Here is a 17,563-nt window from a genome sequence, read left to right as displayed (position 1 = left end):
TATCGCTGGCGCCTAAAACTCGTAACCCAGGCGCATATGCACGCGCTGCGTTCCCTGCTCTGTCCGCGGCCCAGGCCTCAGCGCCTGGCCGGCATCGACGATAAGTAGCGGCCCACTCTTGTCCCCCTTCAAGCGCAGGCCGAAACCGGCACTGGCCAGCGTGAATTCGTTGTTCTGGCCTGGTAGAGGGCTGTTCAACCATAATTGCGCGCCCTCGATGAAGCCGATAGCCCGCAAACCGAACGCGCCCACCATGAACAGCGCCGGGGTCTTGATTTCGGCACGCAGACGCCACCCTGCATCGCCGGCCGACTCGCCCTCGTAGTAGCCGCGCACGCTATCCATGCCACCGGCCAAGATCTGTTCCGGCGAAACCAACGGCTGCGAACTGATCTGGAAGTCGAGTTTGGCCGACGTTTCCCAGCCAAACAGGCGGTGCGAATATCCGAGATCGCCGCGAACAATCGAGAAACCCGGACGCGCATAGGCGCGACGGCAGGCAAACTGGTCAATCTGAGCGCCCTGGCAGTCGACCTCCCGGGAATTCCCATTGACATTGACGACCAACCCCAGGTTGCCCGTGAATTCGCCGGAGTCGCCAAAACGACTGAAGGTGTACTGCGCCACCAACGGCATGTAGCGCAGCGGCGTCTCCTTGCGGTCGGCGCCAAGCGCATTCTGTGTTTCGGCCAGATCTTTGAAATCCGCCCCCAGCGACAGCGAATGGAAAAAGCCGGAAATCCCGGCCGGCTGCGGCAAGGTCTGCGAAAAGCGGGCGCCGAGCGTGGTGCCCTTGCCGACGACATTGCTGCCCACGGCCGAAGCGATATTACTGTTCGAATGCTGAACGAACATCGACACCGAGCGGGTGGCACTTAGCGGTGCGTTATAAAAACCCGCCAGCACGCTGACTTCATCCGGGCTCTCCGGAGCGACCACGTAGTTCAGTCCGGCGCTATGCTGTTTCTGGAACAGGTTGCCGTAGCGGATGCCGGCCTCCAGCCGTAGCGGGGAAGTATCGGGGCTTTGCCGGTTGTTCAGTTCGATATTGCCATGCAGCGGCAACTCGTCCTCGACGGCGATTTCGACTTCCATCGTCCCGGGACGAACGCCCGGACGAAGTAGCGGCGTCACCCGGCGGTCGGGCGAACGGCTGGCCTGCGCCAGCTCGGCCTGCATGGTGGGAAAATGCGGCACCATGCCAGGCGCCAGTTCGGGCACCTCGGCGCGCAGATCGCTACGCGACGTGTAGCGGTTACCGCTTACCTTCAAACGCTCGACCTGCCCCTCGACGACTTGGAGACGAATGATGCCCTCGGCCACCGACTGCTCCGGCACCACCACCGACACCGACAGATAGCCGCTCTGCTGATAGGCCGCCTCCAGCGCGGCGCGCGCCTGCTCGACATCGGCCGCGGTCTTGGCCGGCCCGAGCGAAGGATAAACCGCGCGCTCGATCTCGACATCGGCCAGCACGCTGTTGCCTTCGACCGCGAATTCGAACAGGTCGAAAGTCGCCGCCGCCCGGGCGGTAGCGGAGAAAAATGCCGTGCCGAGCAGGGCTGCAGAGAGGAGATGTTTGACGAAATGCATAGCCCGCGGATTATCGGCAGGTGGCATTACCCCACTGTGAAGAAGCAGGGATCGAAAGGTAGTCCGATCGGACTACAGACGGGACGGGATACCGGCCTGAAGTCCGACCTACGACGGGAAATTACTGAAAGAAAACGGCCTGTGGAAAACCACAGGCCGTTGGCAAGCGCCAGCCCTGGCGGACCGGCACGCATCGTTCAAACGATTAGAAGTTGCGATTCAGCGGAGCACACTGGTTGTTATTCGCGTAAGCAGCACGCAGTACCTGAGCGCCGCTGTAGGCGCCGCCGGGGATGGCTGCAGCAACGTTCTTCAGATCGGTGATGCCGGCTAGAATGGCCGGGTTCTGGGCCTGCAGCAGGAACTTGTCGAGAACAGCCTTCTTGGCGCCGACGGTACGGCTCGGCACGTTGAAGGAAATCCAACCCTGCAGATCCCAGGTGCCATCGACATAACTGGCCAGAGTCGGGAACTTGCCGGTACCGGTGGTGGCAACCGGGTTAGCCGTGTTGTCCCAGGAGATCTTGCCGGCACCGTCCAGTGAGCGGAACTGCCAGTTGCCGGTCGTCTTGGAATCCTTCAGGCTGTCCATCGATAGCACGCCGATGGCCTTGTGGCCGCCGGCCCCGAAGTCGACGGTCACGGGGTTGCCGTCGCGATCCTTACCGGCGAAGGTACCGCCGGTAACCGCCTTGTCCAGACAGTTGCGGACGTCGCCAGAGGTAGAATTCTCGATCACGACCAAACCGCCGGTGTTGGCGGTATGAGTATAGGTACGGGCAACCGGATCCCAAGCGCCAGAGGCATCGCGGTCGGCCGGAACGTTATATTCGGAAGCGCTGCACGGGAAATTGCCGAAATACAGGTTATCGACCGCCTGAGTGCCGGAACCCGGCACGCGACGACAAACAACGATGTCATCAGCCGGCAATGACGAATCGACCGCATCCCAAGTGCCGACGTTACCGGTCATGATGGCGGAGACGGCTGCCTTATTCAAGTTGAATAGTGGCAGGTTGCTGGTCAGCGGCACGCCGAAAGCCAAGCCGTAGATCGGCGTAGCGGTCAACTCGGCCAGTTCGGCAGCGTTGAGCGACGGAGCGGCAATTTCGCCTTCCGTATTGATCGATGACTTAAAAAGGACCGGAGCAACGTCCGAGACACCGGCATCGGGCGCTACATATTCGGCGACCGGCGTCGTGGCACAGACGTAGGGGCTGGCGGCGGTACCGGAACCGGTGGCGCCGCAAGCGGAGGTCACCTTCAGCGATTCGATGGCCGTGTTGCGGGCAACCGGGTCGACGCCGAAGACCGAGCCGCCCTTGACGCGGTCGATGATGATGACGTTCTTGCCCGACCAGGCACCAGCACCGGCCGCCAGGACGCCGGCGACCGCCTCGAAGTCCTTACTAGCAGCGGTGGTGTTGGCGAAGCGGATAGCCGTGCCGGTGAACATCGAGTTGATGATGCCGGTGAAACCCTTCTGGGTGGCGGAGGCGCCGGAGATGAAGATAACGCGGCCGTTGGCCACGGCGTCATTGACGATGGCGGTCTCGGCCGGAGTCATGGCAGCGTGGGCCTGACCAGCCATAGCGGCGCAGGCGATAGCGCACAGTGAAACAATTTTCTTAACTTGCATGGAGTACTCCTAATTGGGCAGGAAGCCGACACTCCAAACAGAATGCCGGTCAAAAACAAAAATCGCTTAAGCGCGGTTCTGGCGGCGGCGAGCCATCAAACCGATCATGCCGAGGCCGGCCAGCAGCATGGCGTAGGACTCCGGCTCTGGAACCGCAGCCACCGCACCAATATGCAGGGTATTGTCGCTGCCGATCCAGGAACGAACAGCCACGCCATTATCGACGTAGGCGGTGTTGGCGCCAGCGACCAGCCCAGTGGCATTGGCCGTGGTCTTCTGAAAAACCAGGCCGTTGGCATAGCTGTCAGCCAGCAGATTGCCAGTCGTATCAAAAGTGAACCTGTCAAAAAGCTTGGTACCCATCTTACCGGCGTACGAACCGGCGCTGATGGAACTCGTCACTGCAGAGTTGCCAACCAGAATCGGGTTAACTTCATCGATATAGCCCTGAATGGCCGTAGCAGCTGTGCGCAAATCACCAGCCTGTTTATTTGTTGCTGGCAAAGAATTTTCGGCCCCTACGGTAGACAGAATCCGACGCTGACCGGTGACATCGGTAGCAACAATGTTCCATTCCAAGGAGGACTTATTGGCCGTGCTCACCCACGAGCCAAAGCTGGAGGTGAAATCAGAGCCGTAGGACAGGTTGAGCAGACCAGCGGCGTTCTTGCCGGCTTCGAAAGAGTCGATGCTGATGTTGAGGTCGTAGTTGTAGGACGTAGCACCATCCCAGGCACTAAAAAACAGTTCACCGTTACCACCGGCACCGTTATCGATCGCAGCGAAAGAGCTGGAAGCGGCGACAGCCATCACGGCTGCGGCAGCAAGAGTCTTGAGAGAAAATTTCATTGACAAACCCCTATCCAAAAAAGATTGAAAATCACCCCCTGCGGGCGACCGTGCGACATGTCCGGAGAGGGTCTGCTGCGGGTGCCCGCTCATGAAAACCGCGGGTACTGTGCTTGCCACCCGGCACCAACCAACAACCGCCATGTCGACGAATGCCACTTTAGGGAGGGGAAATGACGTGGGTTCGGGGCCTTGGGGAGGTTTTTTCCAGCCGATCGGACCAGTCGACCGGTCCGTTCGGCTCAGGGAAAGCGGCGCGTTTTGTCACACTGGGTAATATTGTTGGCGGGTGCTCGGGTAGCGGCTCGAATTGCGGCGGCGGCCGGGCGAACCAGGCAAAAACTTGCCGACGGAATGGATCCGCCGGTCTTCAGCTGCCGACCGTATCGCCGATCAGTCGGGCCTTGACGGCCTTGGCCACCGCCTGGGCGCGGTTGGCGACTTCCAGCTTGCGCAGGACGTTCTGGACATGGTTCTTGACGGTCAGCGGACTGAGTTCGAGGACTTTGGCAATCTGCTGGTTGGTATTGCCGTCGCGGACCAGCGAAATGACCTGGGCTTCGCGCGTGCTCAGCGTCAGGCCGGGGCGCAGGCGGCGCGATGGCATCTCCTTTTCCAGCTGCAGCATGCGGTGCAGCGTGGTATGCAGATAGGGCATCAGCATTTCGGCGAAGTAGGCATGACGGCGACCGGGCGCATCGGCCATGCGCATGAAGACGAAAAAACCCGAACAGTCGCCGGGAAACTCCTTGGCGCCATGCGCCAGCGCGTGGCCGAGGCCAAGGCGGTCGAGGGCCTGGCCGATGACGCTGTCGCCCGCCCCGCCCTCGTCGCTGGCCGGGCCGAAAAAGCGGGGGATATGGCCGCTGCTCTGCCAGTTCTCCACCATCATCTGGACCAGGCGGTTGAGTTCGGCATGCAGCGCCCGATCCTCCCAGGTGTTGTTGCGGGCCAGCACTTCGCAGCGAAAATTCGGCGTGCCGTACTCGCCATGCCCGAAGACCAGCACGTCATGCGGCAAAAAGCTCTGCAGCGCGCCCTGCGACCAGAGAAAGTACTGATGCCGCCGATGCACCTGTTGCGACGACTCGATGGTGATCAGCAAACGTTCGAGTTCGACCGGGCTCAGGGTGATCAGGGTATCCATCGCCGGATCAATCGACCACGATCGGCCAGGCTTCCCGGCTGGCGCCGTGCTCGACCAGGATGACCTCGGCCAGCGCCTGGTCGTAGCGGCGCGCCCAGTAGAGGGCGGTCAGGCCGGTCCTGTCGGGGATATCGGCATCGACGCCGGCCTCGAACAAGGCGGCCAGACAGGCCAGACGGCCGAGGGCGGCGGCCAGGGCCAGCGGATGCAGGCCTTCGCGGTCGTAGCGGGCCACTTCGGGGCCGGCCGCCATCAGTTCGCGAACAATCTCGGGATGATCGAATCGGACCGCTTCGTGCAGCGCCGTCGTGCGGTTGTCGCTGCGCGCATCGACCACGGCACCGGCCTTCAGCAACAGGCGGACCATGCCGAGATTGCCGGCCGCCGCCGCCATGCTCAGCGGAGCGAGGCCCTGCGGCCCCTTGACGTTGGGGCTGGCGCCGCGCTGCAGCAGCAGGCGCACGATTTCACCATGCTCGCCGGCCACGGCGGCCAGCAAGGGCCGTTCGCCGAGCGCATCCGCCCCATTGGGCAGGGCGCCGGCCGCCAGCAGTTCCTTGACCGTCTCCAGCCGGCCGGCCCGGCTGGCCGCGATCAATTCGCCGGTGGCGGCAGGAATGGCCGGCCGCCGGTCGTCCCAGGCCGGCTGGGCGACCGCTGAAAATTGCTCGGGCAAGGCGCGCTGCCGGCCTTCGCCACCGGGGCGCAGACGTTCCGGCACGGCGGGCGATTCCTCGAAGGCATGGGCGGCAGGCAGCAAGCCACAGGCCAGCAGCAGCGCATAAAAGGTGGATTTGTTCATGACTTTGTTTTATTCCGGACTACGCCAATCAAGAACATGAATATATGCGCGGCGGGTTACGCCAGCGTTGTGGAATTATTTCAATGGCAAGAAACGATCAACGCCCGCCCTCGCCCTGCCCGGTGCCAGCCCCGGCAGCAGGCGCCGGGTTGTTGCTGCCGCCGCTGTGGGTGAAGCGCCACTCGGCATAGCGGGTGGCCCCCTCGAAATCCTGCTGCTCGGCCGGGAAGCCGGCGATCTTGACCGGCTTTCCGAGCGATGCGCTGACCACGCCGATGATCCGCCCCTGGCTCCTGATCAATACCCAGGCGCCATCCGCCGTCATCGGGTCGCGGTAGAGGCGGCGCAGATGGCGAACCGGCATCGGGAAGCGCTTGTCGAGCAACAGATCGTCGAGTTTTTCCGGGTACTGCTTGTCGGCACCGGGCGAAATGTCGTAATAGCTGCCGATCGCCCGGCGGAATTCCTCGCCGATGAACAGCAGTTCCTTTTCCTTCTCGCGCCGGCTTTCCAGTTGCCACAGCGCACCGGTGCCGGCCAGCGCAATGCCGGCGATGGCCACCGCGAAAAGCAGGCCGAGATAGGTAAAGCCACCCTGCCCGGCGCCCCGGCCTCTATCGATTAAAGGCAGCGGCCCGGCGTAATTCACCATGTCGCGTAGTCGCTGCCGTTTTGTCCCTGCCCTTCGGCGCCGCTGCGCACGTCCCAGACCTTGCGCTGGCCCGGTTCGTCCGGCGGCGGCACGAGAACCCAGCTTTCGGTACTTTCGGTAATCGGGTCGGGCGGTACCTTGCGCAGGTAGCGTTTGGTCACCAGTTCTTCGAGCGTTTCCGGGTAGCGGCCGGTATCGCCGCGGTATTTATCGACGGCGTCGCGCATCACCGCCAGCGACTCGCGCAATGCCGCTTCGCGCGCCCGGTCCAGGTGCTGAAAGTAGCGCGGCACGGCGATGGTCAGCAAGGTGGCGATCACCGACATGACGACCAGCAGTTCGATCAGCGTGAAGCCTTTTTTGCGCACCGCCATGGCTCACCACTCCCGGTAAGGAATGCCGTTCAGGCCGCGGCCCGCCGACAAGGAATACACATCGAAAACATCCGCCCCTTCGAGCGGCGCATCGGGCGGGCTGGCGTAGCTGCGCTTGCCCCAGCTCTGCGCCGCCGATTGCGCCGGGTCGTCATTGAGCGGGTCGCGCGGCAAACGGCGGAGGAAATAGAGCTTGGCTTTATTGGGGTCGAGGATGTTATCGACGCCGCGAATCAGGTCTTCCAGGCGGTGCGGATAGCCGCTTTCATCGACCTTCTTTTCGATCTTGCCCTCGCTCACCGCCCGCCGATAGGCGTCGATCCCGCCGCGTATTTCACGCAGCGCAGCGTGCAGCTCGACTTCCTTCTGGCGCTTGGCGTTCATCTCGATCATCGGCATCGCCGCCATGGCCAGAATGCCGACAATGGCGACGGTGACGACCAGCTCGATCAGCGTGAAGCCCCGGCCGGCCGATGCCGGCCTACCTCTTCCCATCACGGCGATTTGAGTTTCAGCACATGCGAGCCAGCCGCGCCAGCAATCGCCTCGCCGCCTTCGAGCGCGGCACCAAGCACGTCGACCCGGGTTTCCCCCTTGGCGCCCGGCAAGACCCGCAAACGCAGGCTGCCCCGGCCCTGGTCGACGCGCAGGCTGACCCGGCCGGCACCACTGGCGGCCGGCAGTTTCGCTTCAAGCAAGGTCGGGTCGAAGGCGACATCGACGATCACTGGCGCGCCCTGGCCCGGCGTGGCGATGCCGATATCGATCTCGCTGCCGCCGGTTGCCTCGGCCGGGCCGCTGATCTGTGTGCCTTCGGCCACCGCCGATGCCGGGGCCTGGGCCGTCGCATCGACTTCGACGATGGCGCCCTGAGCCCCGAGCGGCGGCTGGACCGCCGCACTGCCGCCACGCGGGCTGATGCCGAGCGACTTGGGGCCTTGCGTCTTGATGGCCAGCGGCAGCGCGCCTATCGTCGACTCGGTACCGGAAGGCAAGGCCGGTTGCCCGAAATCCGGCCGATGGATGTTGCGCAGCACGCGCGGCGTGATCAGCAGGATGATCTCGGTCTTCGACGAGGTATCGCGATGGCTGCCGAAAGCCCGACCGAGGATGGGGATTTCGCCGATACCCGGCACATGGCTCGTGCTCTTGCGCTCCTCGTCACTGATCAGGCCTGCCAGCACCGAGGTTTCGCCGTTCTTCAGGCGAAGCACCGTGCTCGCGCTGCGGGTGCCGATCTGATAGGCCAGCGAATTGGACGGCCCGGAAATTTCCTTGGCGATACTGCTCACCTCCAGGCCGATCTTGATCGAGACTTCGTCGTCGAGCATCACATTCGGTTCGACATCGAGCTTCAGGCCGACGTCGAGGTAGTTAACCGAAGCCGAGACGCCGACATTGGCGGTCGAGGTGGTGGTGAAGACCGGCAGTTTGTCGCCGATGTGAATCTTGGCCTTTTCGCGGTTCTTGACCCGGATGCGCGGATTGGCCAGCACATTGGTGTCGGCGTTCTGGCCCTTGATGTTCAGCGTGAAGGCCGGGTTGGCGACAAAGGAGGTCAGGCTGCCGATTTTCTGCGCATTGACGAAACCGGCCGCCAGCGTGCCGCCGGGCGTGACATTGTTGAGCGTCACGCCATTGGCGATCGTCTGCGTGCTGATTTCTTTCTGCAGGGCGCCGTAGCCGATCGAATCCGGCCAGTCCAGCCCGAACTCGTTGAGCCGGCTGCGCGTCACTTCCAGCACCTCGACCTCGAGCATCACTTCCGGCTCGGCCAGATCGAGCGACTCGATCAGCCGCTCGATCAGGCGAATCGCCTCCGGCGTGTCCTTGACGATCAGCAGGTTGAGCTTTTCATCGGCGAACACGTCCTTGCTCTTGGCCACCGTCTTGACCAGGCTCATCGCCTGTTTGACATCGGTATTGGCGAGATAGAAGCTGCGCACCACCAGCTCCTGGTATTCCTTGCCCTTGGCCGGGGAATTCGGATAAATCAGGAAGCTGTTGTCGTTGAGCTGGCTTTTCTCCAGCTGATTGGTCTTGAGGATCAGGCGCAGGATGTCCTCCAGCGGACTGTTGCGGACGAACAGCGTGACCTTGCTGTCGCCCTTGACGTCCTTGTCGAAGACGAAATTCAGGCCCGACGAACGGGACAGCACTTCAAAAACCGACTTCAGCGTCGCATCGCGGAACTCAAGCACCACCGGCTTGGCCAGCGCCGCCTTGACGGCCGGATTGGAGAACCCGTTGCCTTCCTTCTCACGCTGCTGATCGACCTGCTGTTGCAGCTGGCGTGCCCCGGTGTTGAGCGGGTCCTGCGCCCGCACGGTGCGGATGACCCGCTCGGCGCCGATCAGGTCGCTCTTTTTCAACAATTGCTCGGCCTGCAGCAACTGCTCGCCATTGCGCCGATCCGCCACCAGTTGCTCGATGCCCTGCCGGGCCCGGGCATTGCCGGCATCGAGGGCGAGCACCTGGCGATAGGCCTGACCGGCCGCCTCCGGCTGGCCGGCCGCCCGCTGGCGCTCGGCCTCGGCAAGGTAGCCATCGATCGTTTCGCCACGATGACGAATCAACGAGGCCTTCATTTCGGCGTTGCGCGGTTCGTCGCGCACCGCCTTCTCCAGCGAGTTGATGCCCTCCTCCTTCTTGCCCAGCGACATCGCCGCCAGGCCTTCGCGGAACGCCGGGTGCGAACAGCCGCCGAGGACCAGCGCCATGAGCAGGGACAAACCGCGTCGTTTCAAGCAAGCATCAAATCCGGGCTGCATCGTGGAGAACCATGAGGAAAGCGGCCAATGCTAGAAAGGGCGCGTTACAGTGGTGTTAAAACCATTCAATTAACATGCGGCGCGATGTCATGGCACCGCAACATTCGCTGGCTACCGTGTGAGGCTTTTTTGCCACCTCCAGCGCATGACAACGGTCCGTTCCCCTCGCCGCGGCGCCCGCCCGGCCATCGCCCTGCTCCTCGTCGGCCTGCTGCTCGGTGGCTGCTCCCCCCGCCAGATGGTGATCGGCGGCATCGCCGACGAACTCGCCGCCCAGGGCCAATCGGCCGAGCCGGACCTCGATCTGGCCCGTGAAGCCAGCGCCTTCTATCTGAAACTGTCCGAATCGATCCTGCGCCAGCAGCCGGGGCATCGTCCGCTGGCCGAAGCGGTGGCCGGCGGCTTCACACAATATGCCTACGCCTTCGTCGCCGGCGAAGCCGAGCAGATCGAAGCCCGCGATGCCCGGGCCGCCCAACGCCTGCGCCAGCGCGCGGCGAAACTCTATCAACGGGCCCAGCGCCATGCGCTGCAGGCGCTGGAACAGGAGCACCCGGGTTTCGCCAGGGCCCTGGCCAGCCCGCAGCCGCAGGACTGGCCGAAGCTCAAGCCGGAACAGGTCGGCCTCGCCTACTGGGCCGCCGCCGCCTGGGGCGGCTGGATTTCGCTGAGCAAGGACGATCCCGAGGTGGTGGCCGATCTGCCGCTCGCCGTGCGTCTGGCGCAGCTTGCCTGGGCGGTCGATCCGGCCTGGGGCGACGGCGCCCTGACCGGATTGCTGGCGACTTTCGAAGCCTCGCGCCCGGGCGGCAGTCAGGCACAGGCGCTGCGCTGGTTCGACCAGGCGATCGCCCAGTCGGCCGGCAAAAGTGCCGGCCCCTTGCTCGGCAAAGCCGAGTCCTACGCCCTGCCGGCCGGCGACCAGGCCCTGTTCGAACAATTGCTGCACCAGGCGCTGGCCATCAAGGACCAGGCCGACAGCCCGCTGACGCTGCAAAACGAGGTCATGCGCCGCCGGGCGCGCTGGCTGCTCGATAAAACGGCTGACTTGTTCTGAGCCAGCCGACCAATATCAGGGAGAGAACGATGAAGAGACCATTTGGATGGGCTGGGCTGCTGCTTGGCGCCGTGCTGTCGCTGAACGTAACGGCGGCCGACCAGCAGTTGCGCATCGGGACGCTGGCGCCGAAAAACTCGCTGTACCACCAGCAGTTGATGGAGCTGGGCGAGGCCTGGCGCAGCACCCAGGGCGACAAGGCCAAATACCTGGTTTATCCGGACGGCAGCCAGGGCGGCGAAACCGACATGGTGCGCCGGATGCGCGTCGGCCAGTTGCAGGGCGGTCTGCTGTCGGTGGTCGGCCTGCGCGAAATCGAGCCGTCGATTGCCGCGCTGCAGAACATGCCGCTGATGTTCCGCAGTTGGGAAGAGGTCGATTACGTCCGCGAAAAAATGCGCCCGGCGATGGAAAAGCGTTTCCTCGACAAGGGCTTCGTCGTGCTCGCCTGGGGCGACGCCGGCTGGGTCCGCTTCTTCTCGAAGGAGGCGGCGGTTCGCCCCGACGACTACAAGAAGGTCAAGTTCTTCGCCTGGGCCAGCGAGCTGGAGCAGCAGGAGATCATGAAGAGCCTGGGCTATACGCCGGTGCCGCTGGAAACCGCCGACATCCTGCCGGCCATCCAGACCGGCATGATCAATGCCGTGCCGTCCACGCCCTACTTCGCGCTGGCGACGCAGATCTATACCAGCGCCCCGAACATGCTCGACCTCAACTGGGCGCCCATCGTCGGCGCGCTGGTGGTGACCCGCAAGACCTGGGACGGCCTGAGCCCGGAAGCTCAGGCCGTGGTCCGCGAGGCCGGCCGGAAAGCCGGCGGGCAGATCCGGACCCGGGCCCGACAGGAAGTCGATGAAGCGGTCGAGGCGATGAAGAAGCGCGGCCTGATCGTAAACAAGCCGAATGCCGAACAGTTGAAGGAATGGCACGATCTGGCCGAGCGCCTCTATCCGAAGATACGCGGCAAGCTGGTGCCGGCCGATACCTTCGACGAGGTGGTCGGCCATCTGAAAGCCTACCGCAGCGGCAAGGCCAGGTAAGCGATGGGCGGCTTGCGGCGCCTCGGCGCCTTCGACCAATGGCTGGCCAGCCTGGCACTGGCGCTGATGCTGCTCATTCCGCTGCTCGAAATCGTGCTCCGCCCGCTGTTCGGCGCCGGCATCGAGAACGGCCCGGGGCTGGTCCAGCATCTTGGGCTGGTTCTCGCGATGTTCGGCGCGCTGCTTGCCGAGCGGCAGGGCGAGCTGAGTTCGCTGGGCAGCGGCCTGGCCAACTCGGCAAACCCGCGCCTTCGCAAATCGGCCGAATATTTCGCCCGGGCCAGTTCGGCACTGATTGCCGGCATGCTGGCCGAGGCGAGCTGGACCTTCGTCGTCAGCGAAATGGCGGCGCCGCGCAATCTGGCCTACGGCATGCCCGGCTGGCTGATCGAAGCGGCGATGCCGCTCGGCTTCCTGCTGCTCGCCGTCCGCTTTGCCGCTCGCCTCGCCCGTAACTGGCCCGGCCGGCTGCTCGCAGCGCTCGGCCTGCCGCTGTGCGGCATGCTGTTCGCCGGGCATTTCGACGGCGACACCCTGCCGCTCTGGCCCTTCGCCATCTGGCTGGCGGCCATGCTGTTGTGCGGCGCACCGATCTTCGCCGTGCTCGGCGGCCTGGCGCTGGCCCTGTTCTGGCAGGAAGGGCAGCCGCTCGCCGCGGTCTCGCTCAGCCATTACCAGATCACCGTCAATCCTTCGCTGCCGGCCCTGCCGCTGTTTACGCTGGCCGGCCTGCTCTTTGCGCGGAGCGGCGCGGCGGCCCGGCTCGGCCAGCTATTCACCGCGCTATTCGGCAGCGGGGTCAGCGGCACGGCCATCGCCGCGGCCGTGCTGTGTTCGTTCTTCACCGCCTTCACCGGCGGCAGCGGCGTCACCATCCTGGCCCTCGGCGGCCTGCTGCTGCCGTTGCTGACCAAGGCCGGCTTTCCCGAGCGGCGCGGCATCAGCCTGGTGACCAGCGCCAGCGCGCTCGGCGTGCTGCTCGCCCCCTCGGTGCCGCTGATCATGTACGCGATCATCGCCCGCCAGCCGATCAACACGATGTTCCTCGCCGGTCTGCTGCCGGCCGTCGTCATGGTCGGCTTCCTGCTGCTGGCCGGCGGTTATCTGCGACGGAGCCCGACGGTGCCGCTGGCCGGCCCGGAAAAAGCCCCGGCGCAGCCGGTCAAAACCGCGCTGTGGGCGGCCAAATGGGAAGTCCTGGCGCCGGTCGTGGCCATCGGCTCGCTGATCAGCGGCCTGGCGACGCCGACCGAGGGCGCCGCGCTGACCACCGCCTATGCGCTGTTCACCCAGGCCCTGGTGCATCGCGAACTGGGCTGGGTGCAGATCGGCCGCACCCTGCGCCAGTGCGCCGCGGTGATCGGCGGCATCATGGTCATTCTCGGCATGGCGCTCGGCCTGACCAATTACCTGGTCGACGCCGGCATTCCCGATGCGGCGACTGAATGGGTACAAGCCATCCTGCCCAACAAGTTCGCCTTCCTCGTCGCGCTCAACCTGTTCCTGCTGCTGGCCGGCGCGCTGATGGAAATCTATGCCGCCATCGTCGTGCTGGTGCCGCTGCTGCTGCCGGTGGCGATCAGCTACGGCATCGACCCGGTGCACTTCGGCATCATCTTCCTGGCCAACATCGAGATGGGCTTCCTCTGCCCGCCGGCCGGCATGAACATCTATTTCGCCTCGGCGATGTTCGGCAAGTCCATCCGCTATGTCGCCGGCTCGGTCTTGCCGGCGCTGCTGGCGATGTTCCTCGGCGTGCTGACCATCTCGGCGCTACCCTTCCTCGCCAACTGGCTGCCGGCGGTCTTCGGGCACTAGCCGGTCGGACTCAGCGCGCTTCGACCGGCGCCGTCTGGGCCGGCGGCGTGCGGGCGCCGAGCAGGGTATTGTCCAGCTGGCGGGTTTCCCGCTCCGGGATGATTTCCAGCACATTGACCACCTTGCGCACGCCGTCGGTGGTGCGGGCGATGGCGACGGCCACCCTGGCCTCCTGCTCGTTGACCAGGCCCATCAGGAACAACGTGCCGTTTTCGGTAATCGCCTTGATGTGATTGACCGACAGCTGATTCGACTCGACCAGCCGGGTGCGGAATTTGGACGACACGAAGGCGTCGTTGGAGCGCGAGGAAAACGCCGCCAGCGGGCCGACCACCAGTTCGTTATGGACCTTGCGGATGCCTTCGATCTTCTCGGCCATCGCCCCGATCGCCTGCCGCGCCTCGTCGTCGGACACTTCGCCGGTGAGCAGCATGACCCGGTTGAAGGCGGTGAAATTGACATGGGTCGAATTCCGGTAAGGCGCCGGCATCCGGTTGCTGCCTTTCCATTCCGACGTTTCGTCGTCGGCCTGGGTGCCGGTCGACCGGCGGTCGTGGGCGCTCAGCACGGTGACGGCGGCGCCGGTGGCGAGCAGCGCCGGGACGCAGCCCTGCAACAGTGGAAAGAGGCCGACAAGCGCGGCGACGAGCACATTTCTGACGTTTGGCATGACTGGTTTTCCGGAAAAATTAGTGAACGATGCAGGGCATTCTCGGCCCCCGGCATTACACCTTGTTGACTGCCGCCCACATCCGGCAAGCAGCCGCTAAGCCGAACGGACTAGGTTGCGGCTCGACCAATTTTCATGTCACTCGCCTATCGTGCCGCAACGCTGGATCGAACCGGCCGACCACTCTCGTTTCCCGGCAGCCTCGCCTTTCCTGTTGCGCGGCCGCCAACCAATTCGCAATTCGTCATCCCCGCCCGACGGGGGATTCACTGTTTCCTGGAGATCCATCGATGCGTACTTCGTTGAAACCCATCATTCTCGCCCTGGCGCTGGCCATTCCCGGCCTGGCCGCCGCCGAAGGAATTACCGTGTTGCATGTCGGCGACCAGGAAAGCTGGCTGCTTTCCGCCCAGGGCAACCTGCGCGACAACGCCTCGCAAGCCATTTCCTACTATGGCGGCATCGACCGCCTGGCGACCGTCATGGCCAATGCCGCGGCAAGCGCCACGGCGGCCGGCCGCTCGGTACTCAAGCTGAATGCCGGCGATGCCTTCCTGCCCGGCCCGCGCCTGAACGCCAGCTTCGTCAATCTCGCCACAGCCCATGCCGATGGCGGCCAGGACTTCTACGACAGCATCGCCCTGCGCCGGATCGGCTTCGATGCGGCGGTCTTCGGCAATCACGAATTCGACCTCGGCCCGACGGTGGCCGCCCGCTTCGCCGAAGTGTCCGGCACCACCTACCTGTCGGCCAATCTCGATTTCACCGCGACGCCGGAATTCGCCGCGCTGGCTGCCGCCGGCAAGGTCGCCCCGTCGAAGATCGTGACGACGACCGGCGGCAAGAAGATCGGCATCGTCGGCGCGACCACCCCGCTGCTGCCGACCATTTCCTCGCCAGCCGCCGACAGCATGCTGGCCTATGATGCCAACGCCACGGAACTGCAGAACCTGCAGGCCATCCTGCCGCTGCTTCAGGGCGAGATCAACGCCCTGCGCAACCAGCACGGCGTCAGCGCGGTGATCGTCATGAGCCACCTGCAGAACGTCGCCAACGAGCGCAATGTCATGGTGCCCGGGCTGACCGGCGTCGACCTGGTGATCTCCGGCGGCGGCCATGAACTGATGGCCGACCCCGACGACCTGCTGATCAACGGCGGCGTCGCCCCGACCTTCAACACCCATCCGATCTACGCCAACGATGCCGCCGCCAAGCCGGTCGCCATCGTCACCGGCCACTTCGGCAACCGCTACGTCGGCGAAGTGAATGCCACCCTCGACGACAGCACCGGCGCGCTGACCAGCATCGACAGCACCCGCATGCTGCGCGTTTCCGGCGCCGCCGCCGATGCCGACAAGGTGGCCGGCGAGCCGGTCATCGCCGCCAGCGTCGTCGCCCCGGTCAACAGCTTCATCGCGGCGCTCAACGCCCAGATCATCGGGACCACCGCGGTCAAGCTCAACGGCCCGACCCACGTCGCCTGCGCCGCCCTGCCCTGCACCTTCACCGCCGGCGTGCGCAATGCCGAAACCGGCCTCGGCGATCTGGTGGCCGATGCCATGCGCTTCGCCGGCAAGGCCGATGTCGCCATCCAGAACGGCGGCGGCATCCGTACCAATATCGCCGGCCCCGGCAACCTGTCGGTCGGCGATACCTTCAACGTGCTGCCCTTCACCAATCTGGTCAAGCGCGCCCCGGTGATGAATGCCAGCCAATTGAAGGACCTGCTCGAACACTCGGTCGCCGCCTCGACCCCGACCGGTTCGGCGCAAGGCCGTTTCGCCCAGGTTTCCGGCATCAAGGTGACCTTCGACACCACGCGCACCGCCCGCAGCAGCGTCGCCGCCAACGTCGGCAGCGGCGACCGCATCCGCAGCATCGTGCTCGACGACGGCACCGTGCTGGTCAAGGATGGCGTCGTGGTCAATCCGACCCGGACCTTCTCCTTCGCCACCATCGACTTCACGGCGGCCGGCGGCGACGGCTATCCCTTCGCCGCCAACGGCGTTGCTTTCGAGAATGCGGTCAACACCGTCACCTATCAGGAAGCGCTGGCCAGCTTCATCACCACGCCGAAGGCCGAAGGCGGCCTGCGGCGCACCGGTGCGGCGGACGGCGACGCAGTCACCAGCAACATGTACGGTCTGGAAAACGCCTATGACCGGCATGGCCGCCTGACCGACCTGGCCATCGCCGTCGCCCTGCCGGGCGTCACCAAGACCGGTACGGCCGGCCGCGACGTGATCGTCGGCACGGCCGGCGACGACACCATCATCGGCGGCCTCGGGGCCGACACGCTGACCGGCGGCGCCGGCGGCGACAAGTTCGTCTATACCAGCCTGCGCGATGCCGGCGACACCATCACCGACTTCACGCCCTACGCCGACAGCATCGACCTCAGCGCCCTGCTGGCCGGCATCGGCGCCAGCCAGGCGACGGCTTTCGCCGACGGCTACGTGCGCATCGTCGATGTCACCGGCGGCGTCAGCCTGCAGATCGACACGGACGGCAACGGCCCGCTGGCCGCCCGCCCGCTGGTCACGCTGAAAGGCCTGACCGCCAAGCAAATCGCCCCGGCCCGCGACCTCGGCCTGTAACCAACCCCATCTGAATAAGGAGATTTACCATGCAAAAGTTCTTCCGCACCACCGCGCTGGCCGCCCTGCTGCTCGCCACCCTTCCCGCCGCCCAGGCCGTCACGCAGAATTACATCTTCAGCGGCACGCTCGACTCCGGCATTTTCAGCGGCCAGTCATACGCCGGCAGCTTCAGTTTCGACGATGCCGCCCTCACCAACCTCGGCTCCGAGTGGCTGGGCGTCGGCAATCTGAGCTTCAGCTTCCTCGGCAACCACTTCACGCTGAGCGATGCTGCCGCACCGGCCGAAGTGGGCTATTTCAACGGCAACTTCCTCGGCCTTTCCTTTTCGGTCGAGAGCAGCGAACCGAAGTTCTCGCTGGTCGCCGGCTATGAAAACGCCAGCGAAGCCTTCATCGCTTACGACACCTCGGCGATCGGCGGCTCCGGCGCCGGCAGCGTGATCTACGCCGCGGTTCCGGAACCCGAGTCCTACGCCCTGCTGCTCGCCGGTCTTGGCCTGATGGGCGCACTGGCCCGCCGCCGAGAGAAGAAGGTCTGATCTCCCGGCCCT

Annotated in this window: 15 protein-coding genes; 5 read left to right on the top strand and 10 right to left on the bottom strand. The window is 64.7% G+C overall.

Features of this window, described 5'->3' with window-relative positions; genetic code table 11:
* Positions 1-12: 12 nt before the first annotated feature.
* The 9 genes from ACLIKD_RS07475 to ACLIKD_RS07435 all read right to left on the bottom strand — a co-directional run bounded on the left by ACLIKD_RS07475 (position 13) and on the right by ACLIKD_RS07435 (position 9,803).
* Positions 13-1,593, bottom strand: coding sequence for a ShlB/FhaC/HecB family hemolysin secretion/activation protein (locus tag ACLIKD_RS07475; RefSeq protein ID WP_428827806.1), 1,581 nt, complete (start codon positions 1,591-1,593; stop codon positions 13-15).
* 205 nt (positions 1,594-1,798) lie between these two features.
* Positions 1,799-3,232: a hypothetical protein gene (locus ACLIKD_RS07470; protein WP_428827805.1), complete on the bottom strand. Its 1,434-nt coding sequence runs from the start codon at positions 3,230-3,232 to the stop codon at positions 1,799-1,801.
* Between the two features lie 66 nt (positions 3,233-3,298).
* Positions 3,299-4,081: a PEP-CTERM sorting domain-containing protein gene (locus ACLIKD_RS07465; RefSeq protein ID WP_428827804.1), complete on the bottom strand. Its 783-nt coding sequence runs from the start codon at positions 4,079-4,081 to the stop codon at positions 3,299-3,301.
* A gap of 370 nt (positions 4,082-4,451) precedes the next feature.
* On the bottom strand, positions 4,452-5,228 hold the full coding sequence (gene epsA, locus ACLIKD_RS07460) for an XrtB/PEP-CTERM-associated transcriptional regulator EpsA (protein WP_226473113.1): 777 nt from the start codon (positions 5,226-5,228) through the stop codon (positions 4,452-4,454).
* Between the two features lie 7 nt (positions 5,229-5,235).
* Positions 5,236-6,030 carry an ankyrin repeat domain-containing protein gene (locus tag ACLIKD_RS07455; protein WP_428827803.1) on the bottom strand — a complete coding sequence of 265 codons (795 nt, stop codon included), beginning with the start codon at positions 6,028-6,030 and terminating at the stop codon, positions 5,236-5,238.
* A 97-nt stretch (positions 6,031-6,127) separates the two neighbouring features.
* Positions 6,128-6,682, bottom strand: coding sequence for a type II secretion system protein (locus ACLIKD_RS07450; protein WP_428827802.1), 555 nt, complete (start codon positions 6,680-6,682; stop codon positions 6,128-6,130).
* Entirely contained in the window at positions 6,676-7,056 is a 381-nt protein-coding gene (locus ACLIKD_RS07445) for a type II secretion system protein (RefSeq protein WP_428827801.1), read from the bottom strand. Before ACLIKD_RS07445 ends, ACLIKD_RS07450 begins: the two co-directional genes overlap by 7 nt.
* 3 nt (positions 7,057-7,059) lie before the next feature.
* Entirely contained in the window at positions 7,060-7,551 is a 492-nt protein-coding gene (locus tag ACLIKD_RS07440; protein WP_428827800.1) for a type II secretion system protein, read from the bottom strand.
* A complete protein-coding gene (locus ACLIKD_RS07435) occupies positions 7,551-9,803 on the bottom strand; it encodes a secretin and TonB N-terminal domain-containing protein (RefSeq protein ID WP_428827799.1) in 2,253 nt (750 codons plus the stop codon). Before ACLIKD_RS07435 ends, ACLIKD_RS07440 begins: the two co-directional genes overlap by 1 nt.
* Positions 9,804-9,972: 169 nt before the next feature.
* Between ACLIKD_RS07435 and ACLIKD_RS07430 the strand changes: the two genes are divergently transcribed.
* The 3 genes from ACLIKD_RS07430 to ACLIKD_RS07420 are packed head-to-tail and all read left to right on the top strand — an operon-like array spanning position 9,973 to position 13,742.
* On the top strand, positions 9,973-10,884 hold the full coding sequence (locus tag ACLIKD_RS07430; protein WP_428827798.1) for a TRAP transporter TatT component family protein: 912 nt from the start codon (positions 9,973-9,975) through the stop codon (positions 10,882-10,884).
* Positions 10,885-10,913: 29 nt separating this feature from the next.
* A complete protein-coding gene (gene dctP / locus ACLIKD_RS07425; RefSeq protein WP_428827797.1) occupies positions 10,914-11,924 on the top strand; it encodes a TRAP transporter substrate-binding protein DctP in 1,011 nt (336 codons plus the stop codon).
* A gap of 3 nt (positions 11,925-11,927) precedes the next feature.
* Entirely contained in the window at positions 11,928-13,742 is a 1,815-nt protein-coding gene (locus tag ACLIKD_RS07420; protein ID WP_428827796.1) for a TRAP transporter large permease subunit, read from the top strand.
* Positions 13,743-13,752: 10 nt separating this feature from the next.
* Here the strand turns inward: ACLIKD_RS07420 and ACLIKD_RS07415 are convergent, their stop codons facing one another.
* The gene (locus ACLIKD_RS07415) at positions 13,753-14,412 is read right to left on the bottom strand and encodes a BON domain-containing protein (protein ID WP_428827795.1); all 660 of its coding nucleotides are present in this window, start codon (positions 14,410-14,412) and stop codon (positions 13,753-13,755) included.
* Positions 14,413-14,702: 290 nt separating this feature from the next.
* Between ACLIKD_RS07415 and ACLIKD_RS07410 the strand changes: the two genes are divergently transcribed.
* A complete protein-coding gene (locus ACLIKD_RS07410; protein WP_428827794.1) occupies positions 14,703-17,009 on the top strand; it encodes a 5'-nucleotidase C-terminal domain-containing protein in 2,307 nt (768 codons plus the stop codon).
* Between the two features lie 29 nt (positions 17,010-17,038).
* Positions 17,039-17,551 carry a PEP-CTERM sorting domain-containing protein gene (locus ACLIKD_RS07405; RefSeq protein ID WP_428827793.1) on the top strand — a complete coding sequence of 171 codons (513 nt, stop codon included), beginning with the start codon at positions 17,039-17,041 and terminating at the stop codon, positions 17,549-17,551.
* Positions 17,552-17,563: the final 12 nt, after the last annotated feature.

The sequence above is a fragment of the Azonexus sp. IMCC34842 genome (assembly GCF_050368855.1).
Taxonomy (GTDB): domain Bacteria; phylum Pseudomonadota; class Gammaproteobacteria; order Burkholderiales; family Rhodocyclaceae; genus Azonexus; species Azonexus denitrificans_A.
The sequence above is the reverse complement of the archived record's forward strand: the minus strand, read 5'-3'. Positions and strand labels throughout refer to the sequence as shown.

Excerpts from the sequence above, each read along its gene's own strand:
- ACLIKD_RS07410 (WP_428827794.1), top strand. The coding sequence starts at position 14,703 with ATGCGTACTTCGTTGAAACCCATCATTCTCGCCCTGGCGCTGGCCATT.
- ACLIKD_RS07415 (WP_428827795.1), bottom strand. The coding sequence starts at position 14,412 with ATGCCAAACGTCAGAAATGTGCTCGTCGCCGCGCTTGTCGGCCTCTTT.
- epsA (WP_226473113.1), bottom strand. The coding sequence starts at position 5,228 with ATGGATACCCTGATCACCCTGAGCCCGGTCGAACTCGAACGTTTGCTG.
- ACLIKD_RS07465 (WP_428827804.1), bottom strand. The coding sequence starts at position 4,081 with ATGAAATTTTCTCTCAAGACTCTTGCTGCCGCAGCCGTGATGGCTGTC.
- ACLIKD_RS07470 (WP_428827805.1), bottom strand. The coding sequence starts at position 3,232 with ATGCAAGTTAAGAAAATTGTTTCACTGTGCGCTATCGCCTGCGCCGCT.
- dctP (WP_428827797.1), top strand. The coding sequence starts at position 10,914 with ATGAAGAGACCATTTGGATGGGCTGGGCTGCTGCTTGGCGCCGTGCTG.
- ACLIKD_RS07430 (WP_428827798.1), top strand. The coding sequence starts at position 9,973 with ATGACAACGGTCCGTTCCCCTCGCCGCGGCGCCCGCCCGGCCATCGCC.
- ACLIKD_RS07440 (WP_428827800.1), bottom strand. The coding sequence starts at position 7,551 with ATGGGAAGAGGTAGGCCGGCATCGGCCGGCCGGGGCTTCACGCTGATC.
- ACLIKD_RS07445 (WP_428827801.1), bottom strand. The coding sequence starts at position 7,056 with ATGGCGGTGCGCAAAAAAGGCTTCACGCTGATCGAACTGCTGGTCGTC.
- ACLIKD_RS07420 (WP_428827796.1), top strand. The coding sequence starts at position 11,928 with ATGGGCGGCTTGCGGCGCCTCGGCGCCTTCGACCAATGGCTGGCCAGC.
- ACLIKD_RS07455 (WP_428827803.1), bottom strand. The coding sequence starts at position 6,030 with ATGAACAAATCCACCTTTTATGCGCTGCTGCTGGCCTGTGGCTTGCTG.
- ACLIKD_RS07475 (WP_428827806.1), bottom strand. The coding sequence starts at position 1,593 with ATGCATTTCGTCAAACATCTCCTCTCTGCAGCCCTGCTCGGCACGGCA.
- ACLIKD_RS07450 (WP_428827802.1), bottom strand. The coding sequence starts at position 6,682 with ATGGTGAATTACGCCGGGCCGCTGCCTTTAATCGATAGAGGCCGGGGC.
- ACLIKD_RS07405 (WP_428827793.1), top strand. The coding sequence starts at position 17,039 with ATGCAAAAGTTCTTCCGCACCACCGCGCTGGCCGCCCTGCTGCTCGCC.